The following is a 24348-nucleotide window of genomic DNA, read 5'->3' as shown; positions in this document are numbered from 1 at the left end:
GTACTGGTGGGCGCGGCAGGTTTCGAACCTGCGACCCCTCGCTTGTAAGGCGAGTGCTCTCCCACTGAGCTACGCGCCCGGAACGCCGTACGGCGGGCCGGCGGTTGGCAAGCTTACCCTGCCACCCGCCGGCCCGGACGGACGCCTCACTTCGGGTGGACCGCCTCAGGCCACGGCCTCCGCCAGGGCCTTGCGCCAGCCCTGCTGGTCGCGGGATTCACCGGGCATGGTCATCTCGGCGAATCGGATCACGCCGGCCCGGTCGATGACGAAGGTGCCCCGGTTGGCGATGCCGGCCACGTCGTTGAAGACGCCGTACGCCTGAGCGACGGCGCCGTGCGGCCAGAAGTCCGACAGCAGCGGGAACTGGTAGTCCTCCCGATCCGCCCAGACCTTGTGAGCGAAGACCGAGTCGACGCTGACGGTCAACAACTGGGTTTCGTCGTTGACGTACTCGTCGAGGTTGTCCCGTACCTCGGTCAGCTCGCCCTGGCACACTCCGGTGAACGCCAGCGGGTAGAAGACCAGCAGGACGGTACGCCGGCCCCGGAAGTCGGAGAGTCGGACCTCCTGGTTGTTCTGGTCCTTCAACACGAAGTCGGGTGCCTGGGCGCCAACCTCGATGGGCATGCGTACTCCTCGGATCGGTTCCGGAGCGGCCTCGGTCGCTCGCCGGGGCGGGTCACTTCTTGCTCTTGGCCCCGCGACGTAGCACCAGTCGGGCACCGCTCCAGTCCCGGCCCGCGTTGATCGTGGAAGTCTGCTGGAGGCCGGCGGTGGGTGCCGACTCGGCGATCTCGCTCGGCTCGACGTGGCCCTCGCGGCCGGCCTTGGGCGTCAGCAGCCACACGACCCCGTTGTCGGCCAGTGGGCCGAGGGCGTCGACGAGCAGCTCGAAAAGATCACCGTCGCCATCCCGGTACCAGACCAGCACCGCGTCGACCACCTCGTCGGTGTCCTCGTCGACAAGATCTCCACAACGGTCGGTCAGGGCGTCCCGGAGATCGGAATCGACGTCGTCGTCGTAGCCCATCTCCATGACGACCATCCCCGGCTCGATGCCGAACCGGTCCGCCAGGCTGCGTACCCCGTCAGCAGCCTGACCAGCGGTCGCGCTCACTGTCGCGTGCCTCCTCATCTCGTCTCAACCGGCGTCTGTTCGACGCCGTCAGGCAAAGTCCACACAGTTGTGCCCTCCTGCGCAAGTGGCGCACCGGGTGGAACGAAATTTACCGTGCCAGCAGCGTACGGGCACCCTGGGTGATGGCCTCCTCGGACACCAGGACCTGCCGGGCGGCCGGACCCAGCGGCACGAAAGAGTCAACCGCTGCCACCCGGCGTGCGGCGCCGACATATCCGGCATCCACCAGCGCGGCGATCACCCCTTCGCCCACCCCACCGGATCGGCGTGTCTCGTCCACCACCAGTACCCGGCCGGTCGCCGCGGCCTCCCGGATGAGGTCGGCCACCGGCAGTGGCGCGAGCCAACGCAGGTCCACGACCCGGGTGCCGATCCCCTCGTCAGCCAGCGTGGAGGCGGCCCGCAGCGACATCCGGACGCCGTTACCGAAGGTGATGATGGTGACGTCCTCGGCCGAACCGACCCCGTACACGCGGGCCCGCCCGACCGGCACGTGGCCGCCGGCCCAGGCGCTTGGCTCGGGATAGCTCGCCAACCACTCACCGTCACCGTCGGTGTAGAGATCACGAGTGTGGTAGAGCGCGATCGGCTCCAGGAACACGCAGACGCTGCCGTCCACGGCCGCGCTCGCCAGACAGGTCCGCAGCATCGCCGCCGCGTCGTCCGGTCGGGCCGGCACGGCGATCACCAGGCCCGGTACGTCCCGCAGCACGGCCACCGAGTTGTCGTTGTGGAAGTGGCCCCCGAAGCCCTCCTGGTACGCCAGCCCGGCAACCCGCACCACCATCGGGTTGCGCCACGCCCCCTGTGAGAAGAACCGCATGGTCGCCGCTTCGCCCCGTAGCTGGTCCTCGGCGTTGTGCAGGTACGCCAGATACTGGATCTCCGGCACCGGCAGCATCCCGGCCAGGCCCGCGCCGAGACCGAGGCCGAGGATCGAGGTCTCGTCGAGCAACGTGTCGAACACCCGGGCGGCGCCGAACCGGTCCCGCAGCCCCTTGGTCACCCCGTAGACCCCGCCCTTGACGGCGACGTCCTCGCCGAAGACCGCCATCTGGGGGTGGTTGAGCAGCCCGTCGGTGAGCGCCGCGTTGATGCTCTGCGCGAGGGTGAGCGGCCCGGCCAGTTCCGGCGGCTTGCCGCCGAACGCCTCGGCCCGCTCCCCGGCGTCCGGCCCGGCCGCGCGGGTGCCCGCGTCGGCGACCGCCAGGGCGACCCGGACCGGCCGGCGCGGTGCCAGCGGGGCGATCACCTCAGCGGCATCGGCCAGCTTCGGCTCGTCGAGCACCTGCTCGGCGATGCGGCGGACCTGCCAACCAATCTCGTCGTAGCGGTCCAGCAGTTCCGTGCCGCTGGCCAGACCCGCGTCGACCAGCCGCCGCGCGGTGGCGACCAGCGGATCACGGTCCACGTCGGCGGCGATCTCGGCGGCGGTGCGGTAGGCGCTCTCGGCGTCCGCGCCGGCATGACCCATCAGCCGCACCGTGGTCAGATGCAGCACGGCCGGGCGGCGGTGCCGGCGTACCCAGGCCGCCGCCTCGACCGCCGCCTCGTACGTGCCGACCAGGTCGGACCCGTCCGCGGCGAAGTACCGGATGCCGGGCTTGGACCGCAGGGCCGTCGCCACCCAGCCCTGGGGGGACCGGACACTGATGCCCAGCCCGTTGTCCTCGCAGACGAAGAGCACCGGGATACGCAGGCCGGTGTGGTCGTACCAGCCGGCGGTGTTCAACGCGGCCGTGGCGCTGGCATGGTTGATCGAGGCGTCGCCGAACGAACAGACCACGATGGCGTCGGCCGGCCAGGGTGCCGGCTCGGGTTCCGGGGTACCCCGGTTCGCTTCTCCTCGGGCGTCCAGCCGGCGCAGCCGCTCCACGGCGAGGCCCATGCCGACCGCTCGGGGCAGGTGCGATGCGATGGTGGAGGTGGTCGGCACCACCGCGAGGTCGGCATGGCCGAACACCTTGTGCCGCCCACCGGCGATCGGTTCCTGGCTGGAGGCCACCATGCCACGCAGGGCGTCCCGGGCCGCGTCGGTGTACGCCCGGGACACCGGCCGTTTGACGACCGTCATCCGGAGTCCGCCGGGCGGGTCACCGTCGCCGGGCGCGCCGACCGGCCCGGGCGCGGTGACCGGCCGGGAGTGGGCCGCTGGCACCACCGGATCCGACTCGACGTCTTCGACGCCGGCGGCCTGGCCGGAGTCTGCGGATGCACCGGCGGTCGAGTCGCTTTCTGCCGTGACCGGACCGGTGGCCGGCTGACCCGAGGCGACGGGGACGGACTCCTGTCCGCTGGTCTCCGCAGAGACGGGTTGCGGGGCGGGCTGGCCGGTCGCGCCGGATTCGCCGGGCCGACCCGCTCCGGCGACGTCCGTGGCCGGGCGGGCCTGAGCAGGTTGAGCGGCCTGAGCGGCCTGGGCGGCCCGGACGCAGTAGAAGGCGCCGGAGCGGTAGTGCAGCAGGGCCGGGTCCGTGGGTCGGAGGGCTGCCGCCACCGCCGCGTTGCCCTCGTGACCTGCGGAGCCGATGGTGTAGTAGCCCTCACCGAAGCTGCGCAGCCAGCGGCCAGCCAGATCGAGTTGCCGGCTGGTGACCTGGGCGTCGAAGAGCTCCAGCAGTTGGGCACCGGTCAGCGCGCTGCCTTCGGCCACCGGCCCCGCCGGGTCGGTACGGTGCGGCGGTGTGGTGAGGGCGGCCAGGGACTCCCGGAACCGGTCGTCGAGATCCTGCGGGGTGGTCACGTCCGACAGCATTACCGACCAACGCACGCCGCGCACAGTCGAGCGTGTCTCACCCGGTCGGGCCGGGGATCGAACTGGGGCGGCTCAGCCGGGCAGGAAGGAGAAGCGGACCTGCCGGGTGGGGTTGTCGCCGTTGGTGTCGACCAGGCAGATCGACTGCCAGGTGCCCAGGGCCAGTCGCCCACCGAGCACGGGCAGCGTCGCGTACGGGGCGATGAAGGCGGGCAGCACGTGATCCCGGCCGTGTCCCGGTGAGCCGTGCCGGTGCCGCCACCGTTCGTCGGTCGGCAGTACCGCGTCCAGCGCGGTGATCAGGTCGTCGTCCGAACCTGATCCGGTCTCGATGACGGCCACACCGGCGGTGGCGTGCGGCACGAAGACGTGCAGCAGCCCGTCGCCGGAGTTGGCGACGAACTGCTCGGCCTCGGCCGTGATGTCCCGGACGGTCGGCCGGGAACCGGTCCGGACGGTGATCAGCTCGCTACGCACATCCGCATTCTTCCTCACCCGGTGACGGCCCGCCGAACCCCGCCGACGCGCCTGCTCGCGGCCGTCACGGAACCGACATAGTTACTGGTCGGTACGTGTGTCGCGCGTCGCCCTTCGGCCGGGTGGACGTGACGCCGAGCGCCGCGACGGGGCAGGATGGTGGCAGAGACCTATCCCACACACAACCGAGGGAACGCCTGTGGCTACGGAACGCAAGCGCCCGGTGATCACGGCCGGCCTGCCGAGCCAGCTTCCGGACATCGACCCCGAAGAAACCAGCGAGTGGGTCGAGTCGCTCGACGGTGTCATCGACGACCGTGGCACCAAGCGAGCCCGCTACGTCATGCTGCGGCTGCTCGAGCGCGCCCGGGAGCGTCAGGTCGGGGTGCCGTCGCTGACCACCACCGACTACATCAACACCATCCCGCCGGAGCGCGAACCGTGGTTCCCCGGCGACGAGCACGTGGAGCGCCGGATCCGGGCGTACGTGCGGTGGAACGCGGCGATGCTGGTGCACCGCGCGCAGCGGCCGGAGATCGGCGTTGGTGGCCACATCTCGACCTTCGCGAGCTCGGCCTCGCTCTACGAGGTCGGCTTCAACCACTTCTTCCGGGGCAAGGAACACCCGGGTGGCGGCGACCACATCTTCTACCAGGGGCACGCCTCCCCCGGCATGTACGCGCGGGCGTTCCTGGAGGGTCGACTCAGCGAGAACCAGCTGGACGGTTTCCGGCAGGAGCTGTCCCACCCCGGCGGCGGCCTCCCCTCGTACCCGCACCCCCGGCTGATGCCGGACTTCTGGGAGTTTCCCACGGTTTCCATGGGTCTGGGCGGCCTGAACGCCATCTACCAGGCCCGGTTCAACCGCTACCTGCAGCACCGGGGCATCAAGGACACCTCCGACCAGCACGTCTGGGCCTTCCTCGGCGATGGCGAGATGGACGAGCCGGAGACCCTCGGCGCGATCGGGGTGGCGGCCCGCGAGGAGCTGGACAACCTCACCTTCGTGATCAACTGCAACCTGCAGCGGCTGGACGGGCCGGTACGCGGCAACGGCAAGGTCATGCAGGAGCTGGAGGCGTTCTTCCGGGGCGCCGGATGGAACGTCATCAAGGTGGTCTGGGGACGGGAGTGGGACCCACTGCTCGCCGCCGACACCGATGGTGCGCTGGTCAACCTGATGAACACCACGCCCGACGGCGACTACCAGACCTACAAGGCGGAGTCCGGGGCGTACGTGCGGGAGCACTTCTTCGGCCGTGACCCGCGGACCCGCAAGATGGTCGAGGAGCTCACCGACGACGAGATCTGGAACCTCAAGCGGGGCGGGCACGACTACCGCAAGCTGTACGCGGCCTACAAGGCGGCGGCGGAGCACACCGGTCAGCCCACCGTTATCCTGGCCAAGACGATCAAGGGTTGGACGCTCGGCTCGCAGTTCGAGGGCCGCAACGCCACGCACCAGATGAAGAAGCTGACGCTGGCGGATCTGAAGACCTTCCGCGACCGGCTCTACCTCGACATCCCGGACTCGGCGCTGGAGGAGAACCCCTACCTGCCGCCGTACCTGCGGCCGGACGAGAAGTCCGACGAGATGCAGTACCTGCACGAGCGGCGCCGGCAGCTCGGCGGCTACCTGCCGACCCGGCGGACCAGCGCCAAGACGTTGAAAATCCCGGGCGCGGAGCGCTTCGCCGACGTCAAGCGCGGTTCGGGCAAGCAGAAGGTGGCCACCACGATGGCCTTCGTCCGGCTGCTCAAGGACCTGATGAAGGACAAGGAGTTCGGCAAGCGCTGGGTGCCGATCATTCCCGACGAGGCACGCACCTTCGGCCTGGACTCCATCTTCCCGACCGCCAAGATCTACTCGCCGCACGGCCAGCGGTACACCTCCGTCGACCGGGAGCTGTTCCTGTCGTACAAGGAGTCGACCGTCGGGCAGATCCTGCACGAGGGGATCAACGAGGCGGGTTCGGTCGCCTCGTTCACCGCGGCCGGCACGTCGTACGCCACCCACGACGAGCCGATGATCCCGATGTACATCTTCTACTCGATGTTCGGGTTCCAGCGCACCGGTGACGGCCTCTGGGCTGCGGCGGACCAGATGACCCGGGGTTTCCTGCTCGGCGCCACCGCCGGACGCACCACCCTCAACGGCGAAGGGCTCCAGCACGAGGACGGACACTCCCTGCTGCTGGCCGCCACCAACCCGGCGGTGGTCGCCTACGACCCGGCGTTCGCGTTCGAGATCGCGCACATCATGGAGCGCGGCCTGCACCGGATGTACGGCGAGGAGCAGGAGAACGTCTTCTACTACCTGACCGTCTACAACGAGCCGATCCACCAGCCGGCGGAGCCCGAGGGCGTGGACGTCGAAGGCATCGTCAAGGGCATCCACCGCTACTCCCCCGCTCCCGCGCTGGACGGTGACGCCCCCCGGGCGAACCTGCTGGCCTCCGGCACCGGCATGCAGTGGGCCCTCAAGGCGCAGCAGTTGCTGGCGCAGGACTGGGGGGTGGCCGCCGACGTCTGGTCGGTGACCTCGTGGACGGAACTGCGCCGCGACGCGGTGGAGTGCGAGGAGTACAACCTCCTGAACCCGGGCACCGAGCAGCGGGTGCCGTACGTCCAACGCAAGCTGGCTGACGCCGAGGGGCCGAAGGTCGCGGTCAGCGACTGGATGCGGGCGGTGCCGGACCTGATCTCCCGGTGGGTGCCGGGTGACTGGACCTCGCTGGGCACCGACGGGTTCGGCCTCTCCGACACCCGGCACGCGCTGCGGCGGCACTTCCACGTCGACGCCGAGTCGATCGCGGTCGCGACGCTGCGACAGCTCGCGCTGCGCGGAGCGGTGCCGGCCGGCGTGCCGGCCGAGGCGACCAAGAAGTACGCCATCGACGACGTCAACGCCGCCCCGGTCGGCGAGACCGGCGGCGACAGCTGACCCTGGGGGCAACCCCGGTCGAAGGGGCCCGGCGCGGTGTGACACCGCGGCCGGGCCCTTTCGCGTACGGTCTCTGTTTCCCGGCCGTGCGCCGTCGCCAGGCCGCAGATATGACCCTTCCGGTATCGATGGATGCCTTTTTCGTGTAACACGACACATCCACAATTGCCGATAGGTGTTTCAGCTCGACCCCGGGACACCAGGTTGGCCGGTGGACCCACCCCCGTCGCGCCCGTCCACCGCCAGCCGGGACGTCACCGCCGCATCGGCGCGCGACGGGAGGGAGCGCACATGCGAATCGTCCGGATTGGTCTCGCCCTGGCCGTCGGCGCCCTGGTGGTGTCGATGGTCCCGGCGGGCTCGCCCTCGGTGGCGCACGACCCGGCCACCCCGGCCGGGCGCGCGTCGGCGCAGGAGTTCATGGCCCAACGCGAACCCAGCCAGCAGCTCGTCGCGGCCGCCGCCGCGGCCTGCACCAACGGTCAGGCGGCAGGCTACCCCTGCCGAAACGTGGACCTGCTGTCGTTCCTGCCGCTGTCCAGCATCGGCGGCAGCCAGGCCAACGACATCTGGGGTTGGACCGACGCCCAGACCGGCAAGGAGTACGCGCTGGTCGGACGCCGCAACGGCACCTCCTTCGTGGACGTGTCCAACCCGACCGCCCCGGTCTACCTGGGCAACCTGCCCGCGTACCAGAACCGCACCGCGATCTGGCGCGACATCAAGGTCTACCGGGACCACGCGTACGTGGTGGCGGACGTGTCCGGGCACGGCATGCAGGTGTTCGACCTGACCCGGCTGCGCAACGTCACCGCAGCACAGACCTGGACGGCCAACGCGCACTACAGCCAGTTCGGCAACTCCCACAACATCGCCATCAACGAGCAAACCGGGTACGCGTACGCGGTCGGCACGAACACCTGCAGCGGCGGCCTGCACATGGTCGACATCCGCACCCCGAAGTCCCCGGTGTACGCCGGCTGCGTCAGCAACGACGGCTACACCCACGACACCCAGTGCGTGGTCTACCGGGGCCCGGACACCGCCTACACCGGGCGGGAGATCTGCGTCAGCTCCAACGAGGACACGGTGACCGTGGTCGACGTGACCACCAAGTCGGCGCCTCGGCAACTGTCCCGCATCGGCTACACCGGGCGGGCCTACACCCACCAGGGCTGGTTCACCGAGAACCAGCGGTACTTCCTGCTCGACGACGAGTTGGACGAGAGCCGACGCGGGGTACGGACGCAGACCTACATCTGGGATCTGGCCGACCTGGACGCGCCTCGGCACATCGGCACCTACAGCGCCCCCTCCGGGGTTCAGGCCACCGATCACAACCAGTACGTCAAGGGCAACTACAGCTACCAGGCCAACTACCGGGCCGGGTTGCGCATCCTTGATCTGCGTAACGTGGCCAACGGTCAGGCCACCGAGGCCGGGTTCTTCGACATCTACCCGTCGAGCAACAGCGCCTCGATGAACGGGGCCTGGAGCACCTACCCGTACTACCCGAGCGGCATCGTGGTGGTCAGCGGCATCGAGCAGGGGCTGTTCGTACTCCAGCCCCGCTTGTCATGACCGCCACCGATCATCGGCCGGGAACGGCCGTCGACCAGATCGAGGGGGCGTCCCAGCCGGGGCGCCCCCGCCCCGACCCGGCACCGTCGGCGGGCGGCACGGTGTGGCGCTACGCCGCCGCCGCGCTGGTGCTCGGCCTGACCCTGACCGTCGGGTTCTTCGCCGGGCGCGCCGGTGGTGGCCCGGTGTCCGCTCCGCCTCGACCGATGGCCTCCGGCGCGCACGTCGGTCACGGTCCCGGCGGCCTGGAGGTGTCCCGCGACGGCTGGACGCTGGCCCTGGACACCCCGGACCTGGCCGCCGGCCGGCCTGGCGAACTGGCCTTCCGGATCACCGACCCGACCGGTGCCGCGCTCACCGCTTTCCAGGAGAACCACGAGCGCCGAATGCACCTGATCCTGGTCGGCCGGGACCTCTCCGGTTACCAGCACGTGCATCCGGAGATGTCGGCCGACGGCACCTGGCGGGTCACGGTCACCCCGGCCACGCCCGGCCCACTACGAGCCATCGCGGACTTCTGGCCGCAGGGCGCACCGGCCGGCGTCACACTCGGGGTCGACGTGCCGGTCCCTGGCCGGTACGCCGCTGGCCCGCTGGCCCCACCCGAGGAGACGATCCTGGTGGACGGCTACACGGTCACCCTCGACGGTGGGCTGCGCGCGGGTGAGTCCAACCAGGTGCTCGTCTGGCTGGGCCACGACGGGCAGCCGGTGAACGACCTGCAACGGCACCTGGGCGCGTACGGGCACCTGGTGGCGCTGCGCCAGGGCGACCTGGCGTACCTGCACGTGCATCCGGCCGCGGCCAGCCAGCCCAGCTCGGTGGTGGCGTTCGGCGTCACCGTGCCGTCCGCCGGCACCTACCGGTTGTTCTTCGAGTTCCGGCACCTCGACGAGGTGCGCGTCGCCGCGTTCACCGTGATCGTGTGACGCGCCAGGGCTCCGACGAGCGGTGGCGGCCCGGGCATCCCTGGAGGGGACACCGGGGCCGCCACCTTCGCGGGTGACGCCGGGACGCGGCCCGTCAGCCGACGGCGGCCAGATCGGTCAGCCGGGCCAGCGAGTCCTCCAGGTCGGCGCCGACCCGACGCAGGCCGAGCCGGAGCAGGGCGGCCTTGACCGGGCCGGCCGGCCAGCGTACGACGATGAGCCGCACGACCGTCCCGTCCTCCTGTTCGTCGGGCGTGAGCTGGACGTATATCTCGGTGCGCGCCTCCGCTCGGGCACCGGCGCCCTTGGCGCGTTCACGCCAGCCGATCAGGGTCGGCTCCTGATAGGCGATCACCTCGGCCTCATGCGCGGCGCCGCGTCCAGCCTGGACCAACTGCCGCCGACCGAAGCCCTCCCCCGAGAGGACCTCGGCCGCGCGGACCCCGGCCAGCCAGGCCGGCAACTGCTCGGCCCGCTGCACCACGTCCCAGACCGCTTTCACCGGCGCCGCCACGTGCGCGCTGCGTTCCACGAGGATCATTTCCGTCTTTCCTCCAGTGAGGACATCCCACGATATTCGGCACTCTATGCGCAAAAACGGACGTATGCGGACGGGTTCGTAAAAGACACGCCGAAAGGTATTGCTCTTCGTCGTCCGGATGCCTATGGCGTCCGGACGCGCCGCCCCCTAAAGTTCCGAGCACGTCTCGCGTTTCCGGGAGGGCGCATGTCGAACGCTCCGCTGCCCGAGTTCCCCACCGGCTTCCGCTGGGGCGTCTCCACCTCCGCGTACCAGATCGAGGGCGCCGCCGACACCGACGGACGCGGACCGTCCATCTGGGACACCTTTGCCCACACTCCCGGCCGGATCAGCGACGGCAGCAGCGGCGACGTGGCCTGCGACCACTACCACCGGTACGCCGAGGACGTCGCCCTGATGGCCGGGCTGGGCGTCGACGCGTACCGCTTCTCGATCGCCTGGCCTCGGGTGCTGCCCAGCGGCACCGGCCGGCCCAACCCCGCCGGGCTGGACTTCTACGAACGGCTGGTCGACGAACTGCTCACGCACGGCATCGACCCGGTCGCCACCCTCTTCCACTGGGACCTGCCCCAGCCGCTGGAGGACGCCGGCGGCTGGCTGAACCGGGACACCGCGCACCGCTTCGCCGAGTACGCCGACCTGGTCGCCGCCCGCCTCGGCGACCGGGTCCGCCTCTGGATCACCCTCAACGAGCCGTTCATCCACATGAGCCTCGGACACGCCACCGGCGTCCACGCCCCCGGCCGGATGCTGCTCTTCGACGCCTTCCCGGTCGCCCACCACCAGTTGCTCGGCCACGGCCTCGCGGTCGCCGCGCTGCGCGCCCGCAGCACCGGCCCGGTGGCCATCGCCAACAACTACTCCCCGGTGCGCGTCGTCGGTGGCAGCGCGGCCGACGCCACCGCTGCGGCGACCTACGAGGCGCTGCACAACCGGCTCTTCACCGACCCGCTGCTCGGTCGCGGGTATCCGCCGGAGCTGGGCTTCGACACCACGGCGGTGCGCGACGGCGACCTGGACGTGATCGCCGCGCCGATCGACGTGCTCGGCGTCAACTACTACAACCCCACGGCGGTACGCGCCGCCGAGGAGGACTCACCACTCCCCTTCGAGCTGGTGCCGCTCACCGGCTACCCGCGTACCGCATTCGACTGGCCGGTAGCCCCGGACGGGCTGCGTGAGCTGCTCGGTTGGCTGCACGACCGGTACGGCACGCGACTGCCGCCGATCCAGATCACCGAGAGCGGCTGCGCCTACGACGACGCGCCCGACGCCGACGGACGGGTGCTCGACCCGGATCGGATCAGCTATCTGGACGGCCACCTGCGGGCGGTACGCGCCGCGATCGACGACGGGGTGGACGTGACCGGGTACTTCGTCTGGTCGTTGCTGGACAACTGGGAGTGGGCCGAGGGATTCACCAAACGCTTCGGCCTGGTGCACGTCGACTTCGACACCGGCCAGCGCACCCCCAAGTCGTCGTACGCCTGGCTACGCGAGGTGATCGCGACCGCCCGGCGGGAACAACCTCGGTGACCACCGTCGACCCCGCCCCGGCCTCGCTGCCGGCCGCGCTCGCCGAGCCGACCGTACCGGTGCGCCGGGAGTGGATCGCGCTGCTGTTCGCCGCCAATCTCGGCGTCTGGATGGCCTTCTTCACCCCGATCCAGGTCCTCCTCCCCCAGCAGCTCGGGGAGATCGCACCGGCCGACAAGGAAGCCATGCTGGCGGTGGTCACCGGGTTCGGCGCCCTGGCCGCGGTGATCGCCAACCCGCTGGCCGGGGCGCTGTCCGACCGGACCTGCCTGCGGATCGGCCGCCGGGAGTTCGGCCGGCGGCACATCTGGACCCTCGGTGGCGCGGTGCTCGCCGCGATGGCCCTGGTGCTACTCGCCCAGGCACAGACCGTGCTCGGGGTGACGGTCGGCTGGGTGACCGCGCAGGTCTGCCTCAACGCGATGCTGGCCAGCCTGACCGCCGCCGTACCGGACCGGGTGCCGGTCGTCCAGCGTGGCGGCGTCTCCGGCTGGGTCGGTATCCCGCAGGCGTTGGGGTTGGTGCTCGGCGTGGTCCTGGTCACCGCCGTGTTCACCGGCGTCACCGCCGGTTACCTGGCGATCGCCGGAGCCGTCCTGCTGCTGGCGGTACCGTTCGCCCTGCGGACGAAGGACGACCCGCTGCCCCGTGCCCACCGGCCGGCCCTACGGGGTCTGCTCCGTTCGATGTGGGTGTCGCCGCGGCAGCATCCCGACTTCGGCTGGGCCTGGATCACCCGGTTCCTGGTCCAGCTCGGTAACGCCCTGGGCACCCTCTACCTGCTCTACTTCCTCACCGACGAGGTCCAGGTGGCCGACCCCGAGGGTGGCCTGCTGGTGCTGATCCTGCTCTACACCGCCGGGCTGATGGCCACCACGGTGGTCGCCGGTCGGCTGTCGGACCGGTCCGGCAGACGGAAGATCTACGTGATCACGTCCGGGATGGTGATCGCGCTGGCGGCGCTGCTGCTGGCCGTGGCGCCCATCTGGCCGGTGGCGATGCTCGCCGCGCTGCTGCTCGGTGCCGGTTACGGGGTGTACCTGTCGGTGGACGCCGCCCTGATCACCCAGGTGCTGCCCAAGGCCACCGACCGGGCCAAGGACCTGGGCGTGATCAACATTGCCAACTCCGCCCCGCAGGTGCTCGGGCCGGCCATCTCCGCACCGATCGTGGTGTACCTCGGCGGTTACCCCGCGTTGTACGCGGCCACCGCGGCGGTGACCGTACTTGGCAGCGTCCTGGTACTGAAGATCCGCTCCGTCCCCTGACAGACCGTTGTGTTAGGAAGGGCCCCCTGTACAACCCCAGGCGATAGGAAGGGGCCCTTCCTTACCAGCAGGTGGGCGGTCGTAGGCTGGTGGCTGTGACGGTACGTGTGCGCTTCGCCCCTTCCCCGACCGGTATGTTCCACGTCGGTGGTGCCCGCTCGGCCCTGCAGAACTGGATCTACGCCAGGCAGCAGGGCGGTGTGTTCGTGCTGCGCATCGAGGACACCGACGCGGCCCGCAACAAGCCGGAGTGGACCGAGGGCATCCTGTCGGCGCTGGACTGGATCGGCATCGAGCGGGGCAGCTACGAAGGCCCCTACTTCCAGTCCTCGTACGCCGGTGAGCACCGGGATGCGGCGCGGCGGCTGTACGAGGCGGGCCGGGCGTACTACTGCGACTGCACCCGCGAAGCGGTGCAGGCTCGCACCGGCAACCAGTACACCGGTTACGACGGCTTCTGCCGGGACCGGGGACTACCGCCGGGCGAGGGTCGCGCGCTGCGCTTCCGCACCCCGGACGAGGGCACCACGGTGGTGACCGACCTGATCCGGGGCGAGCCGACCTTCGAGAACAAGCTCATCGAGGACTTCGTCATCGCCCGGGGTGACGGTTCACCGGTCTTCCTGTTGGCCAACGTCGTGGACGACATGACGATGGGGATCACCCACGTGATCCGGGCCGAGGAACACCTGCCCAACACACCGAAGCAGCAGCTGCTCTGGGACGCGCTCGGGGTGAAGCCGCCGATCTGGGCGCACGTGCCGGTGGTGGTCAACGAGAAGCGGCAGAAGCTCTCCAAGCGCCGCGACAAGGTCGCCCTGGAGGCGTACCGGGACGAGGGGTACCTCGCCGAGGCGATGCGCAACTACCTGATGCTGCTCGGTTGGGCGCCCTCCGGTGACCGGGAGATCGTGCCCTGGTCGGTCATCGAGGAGGAGTTCCGGCTGACGGAGGTCAACCCCTCACCGGCGTTCTTCGACGAGAAGAAGCTGCGCGCGTTCAATGGCGAGTACATCCGGGCGCTGCCCGTGGCCGAGTTCGTCGAGGCGTGTCAGCCCTGGCTGACCGGCACCGGCACCATCGCGCCGCCGCCCTGGCAGCCGGCGGAGTTCGACCCGGCCGTGTTCGCCGCGGTGGCCCCGTTGGCGCAGACCCGGATCGCGGTGCTCAGCGAGATCGTGCCGAACGTCGACTTTCTTTTCGTGGACTCCCCGCTGATCGACGAGGCCGCCTGGAACAAGGCGATGAAGGAGGGGTCGGCGGAGCTGCTCGACGCCGCCGTCGCCGCCTTCGAAGCGGTCGACTCGTGGGACGCGGAAACGCTCAAGGCCACCCTGGAGGCGGTCGGCGCGGAGCGCGGCCTCAAGCTCGGTAAGGCGCAGGCACCGGTACGCGTCGCGGTCACCGGGCGTACCGTCGGCTTGCCGTTGTTCGAGTCGTTGGAGGTGCTCGGGCGGGAGCGCGCCCTGGCCCGGATGCGTGCGGCGCGGGTGCGTCTGGTGTGACCCTCCCGCGCCGGCTCCGGTCACGACCGGAGCCGGCGCGGGCCGTGGACGGTGGCCGCGCCCGGCCGTCCGATCGCGGCGTCGGCGGCGCAGCCGGATGCGCTCAGCGACGGCGCGACGCGGCCGGACGCGCTCAGCTACGTCGGCAGCGCGGCCGGACGCGCTCAGCTGCGGCGCGACGCGCGGCGGCGGATCAGCCGGGCCACGACCAGGACCGCCAGCAGCACCACCGCCACGACGGCCGCCCACCACCAACCGCCGCCGGAGGACTCGTTCGAGCTGGGCGCCGGGGTGACGGCTTCGGGCGTGGTCGGCGCCGGGGTCGTCTCGACCGCGCCGGGGGTCGTCGGATCGGCGGCGACGGTGGGTTCCGGGCTCGGGTCGGCTGGGGTGCCGGTGGTCAGGGTGAACCGCACCTCGCCGGAGATCGGGTGCCCGTCGGCGGACACCACCCGGTAGCCGACGGTGTACAGCCCGGCCGCCCCGGGTGTGAACGGCACGCTGACCCGCTTGCCGTCGAAGCGCGGCTGCCCGCCGGTCGCGTCGACATTGTCCGGCCCGGTGATCGTGATCTCCGCCTTGTCCTCGTCGACCCGAGCCAGAAAGCGCAGCTCCACGCGTTCCGGTGCCTCGGCCACGCGGGCGCCGTCACGCGGCGTACTGCCGGTCAACTGGTTGTGCGCGGCGGCCGGTGCCGCCGGCATCAGCAGCGACACGCCGAGCGCCACGCCGAACACCGCTGCCCAGGAACGCGCCAGACGCGCTATCCTGCCCACCATCATGACCTCCGCAAGGTAAGATCCGCCCGCTGCATCGCGGCTGGTTGTTGGTCGAGTCGCGATCGGGAAAAGTTCCAACTAGTGTTCCATCAGCTGCAACCGATCAGCGTTCCGCGGAGTCTTTGAGTGGGTACCTGTCCTGTGGGCACGGTCACCACCGTCGGCGTTCCAACGTGTGACCCCTGCAGCACAGCCACCCATCGAACGGGGCGAGGAGGCGGCATGGTCCGACGGATGAGGCGACTGGCCGCGGTGACGGCGGGTGCGGTGGCGGCGGTGTTGTTGTCACTCACCTCGGTCGAGGTGGCCCGGGCGGCGCCGAAGACGCCGCCGGCCGGCGTGGACATCACCGGGCACGGGCTGGCCGAGCCGTTGCGGTTGCGCGCCGAGACCCACCCGGCGCATGTCGTCGCCGTCATCGAGCAGGTGAACCACCGGGGTCTGGTCCGCCAGTCCGGCGGCCCGAAGAAGGCCGATCTCGGTCCGAAGTACACGGTCGTGGTGCTGGCCGGTGACGCTCCGAAGCAGACCTACGACCTGTACCCGAAGGCGGTCGGGGGGCCGCGCGTCTACCGCCCCGCCAAGCAGCCTGATCGCAAGGTCAGCGCCGCCTGGTACCTCGGCCGGGTCAGCATGTCCGAGACGCTGCGGACCGCCGGTGTGCCGTTGGAACGGACCTACGAGGCGGTCAGCGGGGGTGTCGGCGGCGGTGAACGCATCATCCCGGAAGAGGCGCTCAACCCCGCCCAGGACATCAACGAGGCGTTCAGCGACCTGCGACGCCTACTCCTGCTGAACGTCGCGGTGGTGATGGTGATCACCCTCGGACTCGCCGGTATCGCGCTGCTGATCCGCCGCCGTACCCACTGAGTCTCGGCTGCGGGCGTCGACCCCGCGCATGCTGCGCGGTCGCCCGGCTGAGCATCCCGATCCGCTCAGCACCAGCGACGCGGTGGACGTTCCCGCCGCAGGTCACGCTGGGCGGGGCGAACCGGACCGTGCCGGTGTGCTCCGGCCCAGCCGGGCAGGTCACTGCGGCAGCCACCGGCCGTCGTTTCAATCTGCTCCGCCATGGTCGGCTCGATGGCGCGCTGCCGGGGCACCGGTGGCTCACCGCCGCGCGACCGGACGGACGTGGAGTCGTCCTCGATGCGCTCGGGCACCCGACCTGAGGTCGGCTCGACCGGATGCGCCAGACCCGGCAGCCGGCGGTGGTGCTTGGCGAGCGCCGGCTGCTCGTGCGGGCCTGGTCGGCACGGCTCCCCCTGGGCACAGCCGTGGTCGGCCTCCCCGTACGCCATCGGCGTCTCCTCACGCTCGCCCTCACCCGCCGGCGCCCACCCGACGTGCCCTGTCACCGTACTGGCCGGATCTGACCGGCCGCGCAGCGCGTACCGGTTTCCCACCAGTGCGGCGCTGCCGACGCCTGCCGTCGAGATCCAGGTCAGGGCATGTCAGGCTAGGCGGGTGAGCGAGTCGGGCGGCACGGACCTGTCAGCCACGCTGCGCCGGATCGAGCGGGCCGCTGGCGCGCTGGCCACCGCGAGCGTGGTCCGAATGGACGAGACCCTGCCCTGGTTCCGGGAGCTGCCGGCCGACCAGCGCTCCTGGGTGATGCTCGTCGCCCAGGCCGGCGCCCGCTCCCTGGTCCAGTGGTTGCGCGCTGGTGGCGGGACCGGCGAGGGCACTCAGGAGGTCTCCGACGAGGTGTTCGCCGCCGCACCGCAGGCCTTGGCCCGCTCGATCACCCTCCAGCAGACCGTCGCGCTGATCAAGGTGACCATCGACGTGGTGGAGGAACGGGTCGACGAACTGGCCGCTCCCGGTGAGGAGCCGCAGTTGCGGGAGGCGGTGCTCCGGTACTCCCGGGAGATCGCCTTCGCCGCCGCCCGGGTGTACGCCCGGGCCGCCGAGTCGCGCGGTTCCTGGGACGCCCGCCTGCAGGCCCTGCTGGTGGACGCGCTGCTGCGCGGCGACTCGCCGGACGTGCTGGCCAGCCGCGCCGCCGCGCTCGGCTGGACGGATGCGCCACCGGTGGCGGTGGCGGTCGGCCCCTCCCCCGGTGGCGAGGTCGCCGCCGTACTGCACACCGTCTACCGGCAGGCACGGCGGATCGGGGTCGAGGTGATCGGCGGTGTGCACGGTGACCGCCTGGTGATCGTGCTCGGTGGAGCGGCGGACCCGGTCGCGGCGACCGGCAAACTGCTCACCGCCTTCCGGGACGGACCGGTGGTGGTCGGCCCGGCGGTGCCGAGCCTGGACGAGGCGACCGAGTCGGCCCGGGCGGCGCTGGCCGGATACCGGGCGGCGCCGGCCTGGCCGGCCGCACCCCGCCCGGTGCACGCCGGTGACCTGCTGCCCGAGCGGGCCCTCGCCGGCGACGCCGACGCCCGTCGGCGGTTGCGCCACGACGTGTACGCGGTGCTGGTCCGCTCCGGTGGTGAGCTGCTGGAGACGCTGGACGCCTTCTTCGCCGCAGGCGGAACGCTGGAGAGCGCCGCGCGGGCGCTGTACGTGCACCCGAACACCGTGCGCTACCGGTTGCGCCGGATCTCCGAGGTGACCGGGTTCAGCCCGCTGGCACCCCGGGACGCCTTCGCGTTGCGGGTCGCGCTGACCGTCGGCCGGCTCGATCCGGTGGTCCCGACCCAGACATTGGCCCCACCAGCCGGTAAAAGATCACAGCATGGTGATGACCAGCGCCAGTCTTTGTAGGATCCCTCCAACTGTCCTAGTGCGGTTTGGTGCCAGCCGGCACAGCGCAACCCATGGGTATCCAGGAGAGTCATAGACGTGCTCGCCGTACTCTGCCCCGGCCAGGGTTCCCAGAAACCCGGCTTTCTGACCCCCTGGCTCGCCCTGCCTGACGCCGAGGCCCGACTGCGCTCGTGGTCCGAGCTGGCCGGCGTCGACCTGGTGCACCTGGGCACCACCGCCGACTCCGACGAGATCCGGGACACCGCCCGTACCCAGCCGCTGCTGGTCGCTGCGGCGCTGCTCGCCGCCGAGCACCTGCCGATGCGGGAGGTCACCCTGACCGCAGGGCACAGCGTCGGTGAACTCGGCGCAGCGGCGCTGGCCGGGGTGCTGTCGGCCGAGGCGGCGATCACCCTCGCTGGCGTACGCGGCCGGGAGATGGCCGCCGCCTGCGCGCTGGAGCCGACCGGCATGGCCGCGGTGCTCGGTGGCGACCGGGACGAGGTGATCGCCGCGATCAGCCGGCACGGCCTGCACGCCGCCAACCGCAACGGCCGGGGTCAGGTCGTCGCCGCTGGCGCACTGGGTGGGTTGGAGAAGCTGGCGGCCGAGCCGCCGGAAGGGGTCCGGGTCATCCGGCTGCAGGTGGCCGGCGCGTTCCACACTCCGTACATGGGCCCGGCGGAGGCGGCGCTGGCCACCGCCGCCGCCGAGATCGCTCCGAAGGACCCGGAGCGCATGCTGCTGTCCAACCTCGACGGAACGGTGGTCGATGACGGCAGCGAGCTGCTCCAACGGTTGGTTCGTCAGGTCACCGCCCCGGTCCGCTGGGATCTCTGCATGGCCACTCTCGCGGAACTCGGCGTGACCGGCGTGATCGAGCTGCCGCCCGCCGGCACGCTCGCCGGGTTGGTCAAGCGCGAACTCGCCGGGGCCGGCGCGCCGGAGATCGTCACCTTGAAGACCCCGGACGACCTGCCGGCCGCCCGGGATCTCATCGCCCGGCACGGCACGACGACGGGCAACCCGGCCAACGGAAACAGTCCGCAGAACACCGACGCTGGGGAGGCCTCGTCATGACGGGCAGCCGGATCCTGTCCCTCGGGCACTACCAGCCGTCGCGGGTGGTGACCAACGACGAGATCGCCCAACTGGTGGAGACCAGTGACGAGTGGATCCGCGACCGGGTCGGTATCGCGACCCGCCGGATCGCCGGTGACGAGACGGTCGCCGACATGGCCGCCGCCGCCGCTGACAAGGCGCTGGCCAACTCCGGCCTGACCGCCGCCGACATCGACCTGGTCGTGGTCGCCACCTGCACCTCGATCGACCGCAGCCCGAACGTCGCCTGCCGGGTCGCCGCCAAGCTGGGGATCAACGCCCCCGGGGCGTACGACGTGAACACCGCCTGCTCCGGCTTCGCGTACGCGTTGGGCACGGTGGACCACGCGATCCGCGCCGGTGCGTCGGGTAACGCCCTGGTGATCGGCGCGGAGAAGTTGTCCGACTTCACCGACTGGACCGACCGCTCCACCTGCATCATCTTCGGCGACGGCGCGGGCGCCGCCGTGGTCACCGCTGCCGGGGACGAGCCGGCCGGCGTCGGTCCGGTGGTCTGGGGCTCGGTGCCGGAGCGCGGCGACGCGGTACGCATCGAGGGGTGGCGGCCGTACGTGGCCCAGGAGGGCCAGACGGTGTTCCGCTGGGCCACCACGGCGCTCGCGCCACTGGCCATCCAGGCGTGCGAACGGGCCGGTGTCGACCCGTCGGAGCTGGCCGCCTTCGTTCCGCACCAGGCCAACGCACGGATCATCGACGGCATCGCCAAGCGGCTGAACATCCCCCAGGCGATCGTCGCCAAGGACATCGTCGAGTCCGGTAACACCTCCGCGGCCAGCATCCCGCTGGCCCTGTCCAAGCTGGTGGAGCGTCGCGAGGTGCCTTCCGGCTCCCCGGTGCTGCTGTTCGGCTTCGGCGGTGGCCTGACCTACGCCGGTCAGGTCGTCCGCTGCCCCTGAGACCCCCACGGCGCGCGGCGCCGAGGAGCGACGGGTGGCGTCGCCGCCCCGTCGAGAGAACCCGATGAGAGGAACCCACCGCAATGACCCGTGACGAGATCACCGCCGGCCTCGCCGAGATCCTCGAAGAGGTTGCCGGGGTGAACCCGGACGACGTGGCCGAGGGGAAGTCCTTCACCGACGACCTTGACGTCGACTCGCTCTCCATGGTGGAGGTCGTGGTCGCCGCCGAGGAGAAGTTCGGCGTCAAGATCCCTGACAACGAGGTACAGAACCTCAAGACGGTCGGGGACGCCGTGAGCTACATCGAGGCACAGTCCTGATCATGAGTCGCATCGACGTCGTCGTCACCGGGCTCGGCGCGACCACCCCGCTGGGCGGGGACGTCGCGTCGACCTGGGACGCCATGCTCGCCGGCCGCTCCGGGGTGAGTCCGCTCACCCAGGAGTGGGCCGCGCAACTGCCGGTCCGGATCGCCGCCCAACTCGCGGTCGAACCGTCCGGTCTGCTCGACCGGGTCAAGCTGCGCCGGTTGGACCGCTCCGAGGCGATCGCCCTGATCGCCGCCCACCAGGCCTGGGGCGACTCCGGCCTGGCCGACTCCGGGCTCGACCCGGAGCGGCTCGGCGTGAGCATCGGGTCGGGTATCGGCGGGGCGCTGACCCTGCTCGCCCAGGACGACATCCTGGAGGCGTCCGGCCCGCGGCGGGTCTCGCCGCACACCATTCCGATGCTGATGCCGAACGGTCCGGCCGCGTGGGTCGGTCTGGAACTGGGCGCCCGCGCGGGCGTGCACTCGGTCGCCAGTGCCTGCGCCACCGGCGCGGAGGCGATCGCCCTCGGACTGGACATGATCCGTGCCGGCCGCGCCGACGTGGTGGTGGCCGGCGGCACCGAGGCGGTCATCCACCCGTTGCCCCTCGCCGGTTTCTCCTCGATGCGGGCGATGTCGACCCGCAACGACGATCCCGAGCGGGCCTCCCGCCCGTGGGACAAGGGCCGCGACGGCTTCGTGATCGGCGAGGGCGCCGGCGTCGTCGTGCTGGAGCGCGCCGAACACGCCGTCGCCCGGGGCGCCCGGGTGTACGCCCGGCTCGCCGGTTCGGGCATCACCTCCGACGGCTTCGACATCGTCCAGCCGCACCCGGAGGGTGCCGGCGCGATCCGGGCGATCGCGAAGGCGATCTCGGACGCGGACGTGGCGAAGTCCGACATCGTCCACGTCAACGCGCACGCCACCTCGACCCCGGTGGGCGACCTCGCGGAGATCACCGCGTTGCGGGTCGCGCTGGGCGACCACCCGGTGCTCACCGCCACCAAGTCCATGTCCGGTCACCTGCTCGGCGCTGCCGGGGCGCTGGAGTCGATCGCCACCATCCTGACGATCCGCGACAGCGTGGTACCGCCGACGATCAACCTGGACGACCCGGACGACAGTCTCACGCTGGACGTGGCAGCCAACAAGGCACGGCACATGGACGTGCCCGCCGCGCTGAACAACTCGTTCGGCTTCGGCGGTCACAACGTGGCGCTGGTCTTCACCCGGCCCTGAGCCGGCACGGGTGTCGGGAACGCCCTGACCGCTGCGGGTTTCCCGACACCCGCCCGCCGGGCCCCGGTTCGGTTCGCGGGGCCGGTCGGGCTGGTCAGTCCGCGCAGGTGGTCGCGGGCAGCCCGGTCACCTTGACCGGGGAGCGACCCGTCGGGCGGGTCTTACCGGCGAGCACGTCGGCGAGCGCGGTCATCGAGGCTCGGCTGGACGAGTAGGTGGCCAGCAGGGTGGCCGACCTGGCCGAGGCCAGCAGGTACGGGGTGTCCATGGCGACGGTGACCGCCGCGTCGGCCCGCAGGTCCTTCGCGCCGTCTCCGTAGCCGACCAGGTGGACGACGGTGCCACCGCGGGGCGCCACCTTCACCCCGGCCGAGGTCAGCGCCTCGGTCAACGCCGCCCGGGTGTGCGCCCGCCCGCCCGACGAGGTGACGGTGACCGGGCCGCGGACACCGGTGGTGTCGCACCGGCCGCGCAGCACGGTCACCGCGCCGGCAGCCAGCGCCGTGGCCGCCGCGCGGTGCGCCGGGGCGCCCAGCGTGGACAGCTCCGGCGCGGGTGTGTCGCCGAGGGTGAACTTCATGGTCAGCACGCGGGTGACCGCCTCGACCAGCCGGCTCCGGGGCAGTGTGCCGTCACGCAACGCGGCCAGCAGTCCGTCGTACGCCTGCCCGACGTGCGGGGGCATGAGGATCACGTCGTTGCCCGCCTTCAGCGCCCGTACCGCCGCCTCACCCGGAGAGTAGCGGCGGGCCGGCGGCATGTTCATCCCGTCGGTGATCACCACTCCCTGGAAGCCGAGTTCCCCACGCAGCACCTCGGTGAGCAGCTTGTAGGAGAAGGTGGCCGCCACACCCGGGTCGACCGAGCGCACGTCGAGGTGCGCGGACATCACCGCCAACGCGCCGGCCTCGATCCCGGCGGTGAACGGCGGCCACGCCTCGGCTGCCAACTTGCTGCGGGACTGGACGAGCTGCGGCAGATCCTTGTGCGAGTCGACGGCGCTGTGACCGTGGCCCGGGAAGTGCTTGAGAGTGGCCGCCACGCCGGCGGTCTGCAGCCCGCGTACCGCGCCACCGACCTGGTCGGCGGCCCGCTGGGGATCCGCGCCGAACGAGCGGGACCCGATCACGGTGCTGCGGGTCACCAGCACGTCGGCCACCGGCGCGAAGTCGACGTTGATGCCCATGGCGGCCAGTTCGGTGCCGGCGGCGCGCCAGGCGGCCTCGGTCAGATCCGGCTTACCGGCGGCTCCGGCGCCGAGCGCGCTGGGCAGCATGGTGACCCCGTCGGTGATCCGGGTGACCACCCCGTACTCCTGGTCGGTGCCGATCAGGAAGGGCGCCGCGCCCGCGGACAGCCGCCCGGCGGCCTCACGCAACCCGGTGGTCAGCTTGCGGACCTGCTTCGGGTTGTCGACGTTGGTGGTCTCCTGGTTGGCCTGGGTGGGGTCGTCGGCGCTGAAGCCCACCAGGATCAGCCCACCGAGCCGGTACTTCTCGACCATCTCGGCGGGTGTGTCCACCCCGGCCAGCGCCTGGTTGCCGGCCGCCGAACCGGCCGACACCTTCGTCGCCTGGTCGCCGTAGGCGTACGGCATGAGCACCTGGCCGACCAGGTCCTCGTCGGCGAGTTCGGCGACGAGGGCAGCGGCCAGGGTGGCCGGATCCTCGGGCGGGGCGCTCGACGGCGGCGCGGGCTTCGTCACCGGGGTCGAGGCGGTGGGGCTCGTCCCGGGGCGTTGGCCAGCCCCGGAACAGCCGGCGACGAGCAGGGCGGTCACCAGGACGAGCGTGGCGACGCGCCGAGGGGTAGTCGACACGCGGACCATCCCACCAGTTCACCGCGTACCGGGCAACTCGACCCTGCTCAGGCGGCCTACCCGACCCGGGTGAGCAGGGTCACCGGTGCGCCGTCCCCGGCGTGGCGGTACGGCTCCAGTTCCGCGTCCCAGGCGGTGCCGAGCGCCTTGTCGAGGGCGTGCGCGAGGGCCTCCGGTGCCCGCGCGGCGGCCATGATGCTGCGCAACCGGTCCTCGCCGATCTGGATGTCCCCCGCGGCACCGACGGTCGCCCGGAACAGGCCCCGGCCCGGCACGTGCATGAACCGCTCACCGTCGACGCCCGGACTGGGCTCCTCGGTGACCTCGAAACGGATCATGGGCCACTGCCGGAGGGCAGCGGCCAGTTCGGCACCCGTTCCCGGGCTACCGGACCACCCACACTCGGCCCGACGGGCGCCGGGGTCGACGGGTTGAGCCGTCCACTGCAGGTTGACCGGCGCGACGAGGACGCGCGCGATCGCCCACTCGACGTGTGAGCACACGGCGAGCGGGGTCGAATGGACGTATACGACGCCACGCGTTGGCACGGTGACCTCCCGGAGTGCGAGGTGCGTCTTCCCCTACGACCTCGCCCGACCCGGGCTTGTGGAACACATGATGACTGGTGTGACGGATGGTACGCCAGGGAATCGGAAAATCCGCCGTCCGGAAATAACCGGACAGGTGACCGCGGTTCCACCTCGTGACGCCGCGATGACCAGCGGGCATCGTGGGTCGTGTACAGTTCCATCGGCGGCCTGTGCCGCGTAAGCCTCCGCGGGTCTCGCCTTTGACGGCGCCCGCAA

At 71.3% G+C, this 24348-nt stretch carries 20 protein-coding genes, 1 tRNA gene and 2 pseudogenes; 12 read left to right on the top strand and 11 right to left on the bottom strand.

The window, feature by feature from the left end:
• Nucleotides 1-4: 4 nt before the first annotated feature.
• From Vlu01_RS09060 to Vlu01_RS09040, 6 genes and pseudogenes are all read right to left on the bottom strand, one after another.
• A tRNA-Val gene (locus Vlu01_RS09060) sits at nt 5-79 on the bottom strand.
• A gap of 86 nt (nt 80-165) precedes the next feature.
• A complete protein-coding gene (locus Vlu01_RS09055) occupies nt 166-630 on the bottom strand; it encodes a peroxiredoxin (protein WP_203996519.1) in 465 nt (154 codons plus the stop codon).
• A gap of 52 nt (nt 631-682) precedes the next feature.
• Entirely contained in the window at nt 683-1120 is a 438-nt protein-coding gene (locus Vlu01_RS09050; protein WP_203996518.1) for a DUF3052 domain-containing protein, read from the bottom strand.
• Between the two features lie 109 nt (nt 1121-1229).
• Nucleotides 1230-3182, bottom strand: a pseudogene (locus tag Vlu01_RS09045) (thiamine pyrophosphate-dependent enzyme); the annotation flags it as partial.
• Nucleotides 3183-3494: 312 nt separating this feature from the next.
• A pseudogene (locus tag Vlu01_RS28060) lies at nt 3495-3896 on the bottom strand (transketolase); the annotation flags it as partial.
• Nucleotides 3897-3968: 72 nt separating this feature from the next.
• The gene (locus Vlu01_RS09040) at nt 3969-4373 is read right to left on the bottom strand and encodes a YjbQ family protein (protein ID WP_203996516.1); all 405 of its coding nucleotides are present in this window, start codon (nt 4371-4373) and stop codon (nt 3969-3971) included.
• 199 nt (nt 4374-4572) lie between these two features.
• Between Vlu01_RS09040 and aceE the strand changes: the two genes are divergently transcribed.
• The 3 genes from aceE to Vlu01_RS09025 all read left to right on the top strand — a co-directional run bounded on the left by aceE (nt 4573) and on the right by Vlu01_RS09025 (nt 9827).
• Nucleotides 4573-7317 (top strand): pyruvate dehydrogenase (acetyl-transferring), homodimeric type, encoded by a 2745-nt coding sequence (aceE, locus tag Vlu01_RS09035; protein WP_203996514.1) that lies wholly within the window; start codon nt 4573-4575, stop codon nt 7315-7317.
• A gap of 291 nt (nt 7318-7608) precedes the next feature.
• The gene (locus Vlu01_RS09030) at nt 7609-8898 is read left to right on the top strand and encodes a choice-of-anchor B family protein (RefSeq protein WP_203996512.1); all 1290 of its coding nucleotides are present in this window, start codon (nt 7609-7611) and stop codon (nt 8896-8898) included.
• The gene (locus tag Vlu01_RS09025; protein WP_203996509.1) at nt 8895-9827 is read left to right on the top strand and encodes a DUF8832 domain-containing protein; all 933 of its coding nucleotides are present in this window, start codon (nt 8895-8897) and stop codon (nt 9825-9827) included. The genes Vlu01_RS09030 and Vlu01_RS09025 overlap by 4 nt, the downstream gene beginning before the upstream one ends.
• A 94-nt stretch (nt 9828-9921) precedes the next feature.
• Here the strand turns inward: Vlu01_RS09025 and Vlu01_RS09020 are convergent, their stop codons facing one another.
• Complete coding sequence (locus Vlu01_RS09020) at nt 9922-10368, bottom strand: SRPBCC family protein (RefSeq protein ID WP_203996507.1); 447 nt, start codon at nt 10366-10368, stop codon at nt 9922-9924.
• Between the two features lie 186 nt (nt 10369-10554).
• Here Vlu01_RS09020 and Vlu01_RS09015 point away from each other — a divergent pair, with 186 nt between their 5' ends.
• The 3 genes from Vlu01_RS09015 (at nt 10555) to gltX (ending at nt 14677) form a co-directional block, all read left to right on the top strand.
• Nucleotides 10555-11904: a GH1 family beta-glucosidase gene (locus Vlu01_RS09015; protein ID WP_203996506.1), complete on the top strand. Its 1350-nt coding sequence runs from the start codon at nt 10555-10557 to the stop codon at nt 11902-11904.
• Nucleotides 11901-13172 (top strand): MFS transporter, encoded by a 1272-nt coding sequence (locus Vlu01_RS09010; protein WP_203996505.1) that lies wholly within the window; start codon nt 11901-11903, stop codon nt 13170-13172. Before Vlu01_RS09015 ends, Vlu01_RS09010 begins: the two co-directional genes overlap by 4 nt.
• Before the next feature lie 95 nt (nt 13173-13267).
• The gene (gene gltX, locus Vlu01_RS09005; RefSeq protein WP_275409279.1) at nt 13268-14677 is read left to right on the top strand and encodes a glutamate--tRNA ligase; all 1410 of its coding nucleotides are present in this window, start codon (nt 13268-13270) and stop codon (nt 14675-14677) included.
• Between the two features lie 164 nt (nt 14678-14841).
• Here the strand turns inward: gltX and Vlu01_RS09000 are convergent, their stop codons facing one another.
• Nucleotides 14842-15456, bottom strand: a complete 615-nt coding sequence (locus Vlu01_RS09000) for a copper resistance CopC family protein (protein ID WP_203996503.1) — start codon at nt 15454-15456, stop codon at nt 14842-14844.
• 222 nt (nt 15457-15678) lie between these two features.
• On the opposite strand from Vlu01_RS09000, the gene Vlu01_RS08995 reads away from it, so the two are divergent.
• On the top strand, nt 15679-16326 hold the full coding sequence (locus Vlu01_RS08995) for a hypothetical protein (RefSeq protein WP_203996501.1): 648 nt from the start codon (nt 15679-15681) through the stop codon (nt 16324-16326).
• A 65-nt stretch (nt 16327-16391) separates the two neighbouring features.
• On the opposite strand, the gene Vlu01_RS08990 is transcribed toward Vlu01_RS08995, so the two are convergent.
• Nucleotides 16392-16757, bottom strand: coding sequence for a hypothetical protein (locus Vlu01_RS08990; RefSeq protein ID WP_203996499.1), 366 nt, complete (start codon nt 16755-16757; stop codon nt 16392-16394).
• Between the two features lie 136 nt (nt 16758-16893).
• Here Vlu01_RS08990 and Vlu01_RS08985 point away from each other — a divergent pair, with 136 nt between their 5' ends.
• The 5 genes from Vlu01_RS08985 (at nt 16894) to fabF (ending at nt 21723) form a co-directional block, all read left to right on the top strand.
• Nucleotides 16894-18171: a PucR family transcriptional regulator gene (locus tag Vlu01_RS08985; RefSeq protein WP_239095818.1), complete on the top strand. Its 1278-nt coding sequence runs from the start codon at nt 16894-16896 to the stop codon at nt 18169-18171.
• A gap of 78 nt (nt 18172-18249) precedes the next feature.
• Nucleotides 18250-19233 carry an ACP S-malonyltransferase gene (locus Vlu01_RS08980; protein ID WP_203996494.1) on the top strand — a complete coding sequence of 328 codons (984 nt, stop codon included), beginning with the start codon at nt 18250-18252 and terminating at the stop codon, nt 19231-19233.
• Nucleotides 19230-20171, top strand: a complete 942-nt coding sequence (locus Vlu01_RS08975) for a beta-ketoacyl-ACP synthase III (protein WP_203996492.1) — start codon at nt 19230-19232, stop codon at nt 20169-20171. Before Vlu01_RS08980 ends, Vlu01_RS08975 begins: the two co-directional genes overlap by 4 nt.
• An 83-nt stretch (nt 20172-20254) precedes the next feature.
• Complete coding sequence (locus Vlu01_RS08970; RefSeq protein WP_007072348.1) at nt 20255-20494, top strand: acyl carrier protein; 240 nt, start codon at nt 20255-20257, stop codon at nt 20492-20494.
• Between the two features lie 2 nt (nt 20495-20496).
• On the top strand, nt 20497-21723 hold the full coding sequence (gene fabF, locus Vlu01_RS08965; protein ID WP_203996490.1) for a beta-ketoacyl-ACP synthase II: 1227 nt from the start codon (nt 20497-20499) through the stop codon (nt 21721-21723).
• A gap of 94 nt (nt 21724-21817) precedes the next feature.
• Here the strand turns inward: fabF and Vlu01_RS08960 are convergent, their stop codons facing one another.
• Both Vlu01_RS08960 and Vlu01_RS08955 read right to left on the bottom strand, forming a co-directional pair.
• The gene (locus Vlu01_RS08960) at nt 21818-23551 is read right to left on the bottom strand and encodes a glycoside hydrolase family 3 protein (RefSeq protein ID WP_203996488.1); all 1734 of its coding nucleotides are present in this window, start codon (nt 23549-23551) and stop codon (nt 21818-21820) included.
• Between the two features lie 47 nt (nt 23552-23598).
• Entirely contained in the window at nt 23599-24090 is a 492-nt protein-coding gene (locus Vlu01_RS08955; protein ID WP_203996487.1) for a DUF3145 domain-containing protein, read from the bottom strand.
• Nucleotides 24091-24348 lie beyond the last annotated feature (258 nt).

The organism is Micromonospora lutea, assembly GCF_016863535.1.
GTDB lineage: Bacteria > Actinomycetota > Actinomycetes > Mycobacteriales > Micromonosporaceae > Micromonospora > Micromonospora lutea.
The sequence above is the reverse complement of the archived record's forward strand: the minus strand, read 5'-3'. Positions and strand labels throughout refer to the sequence as shown.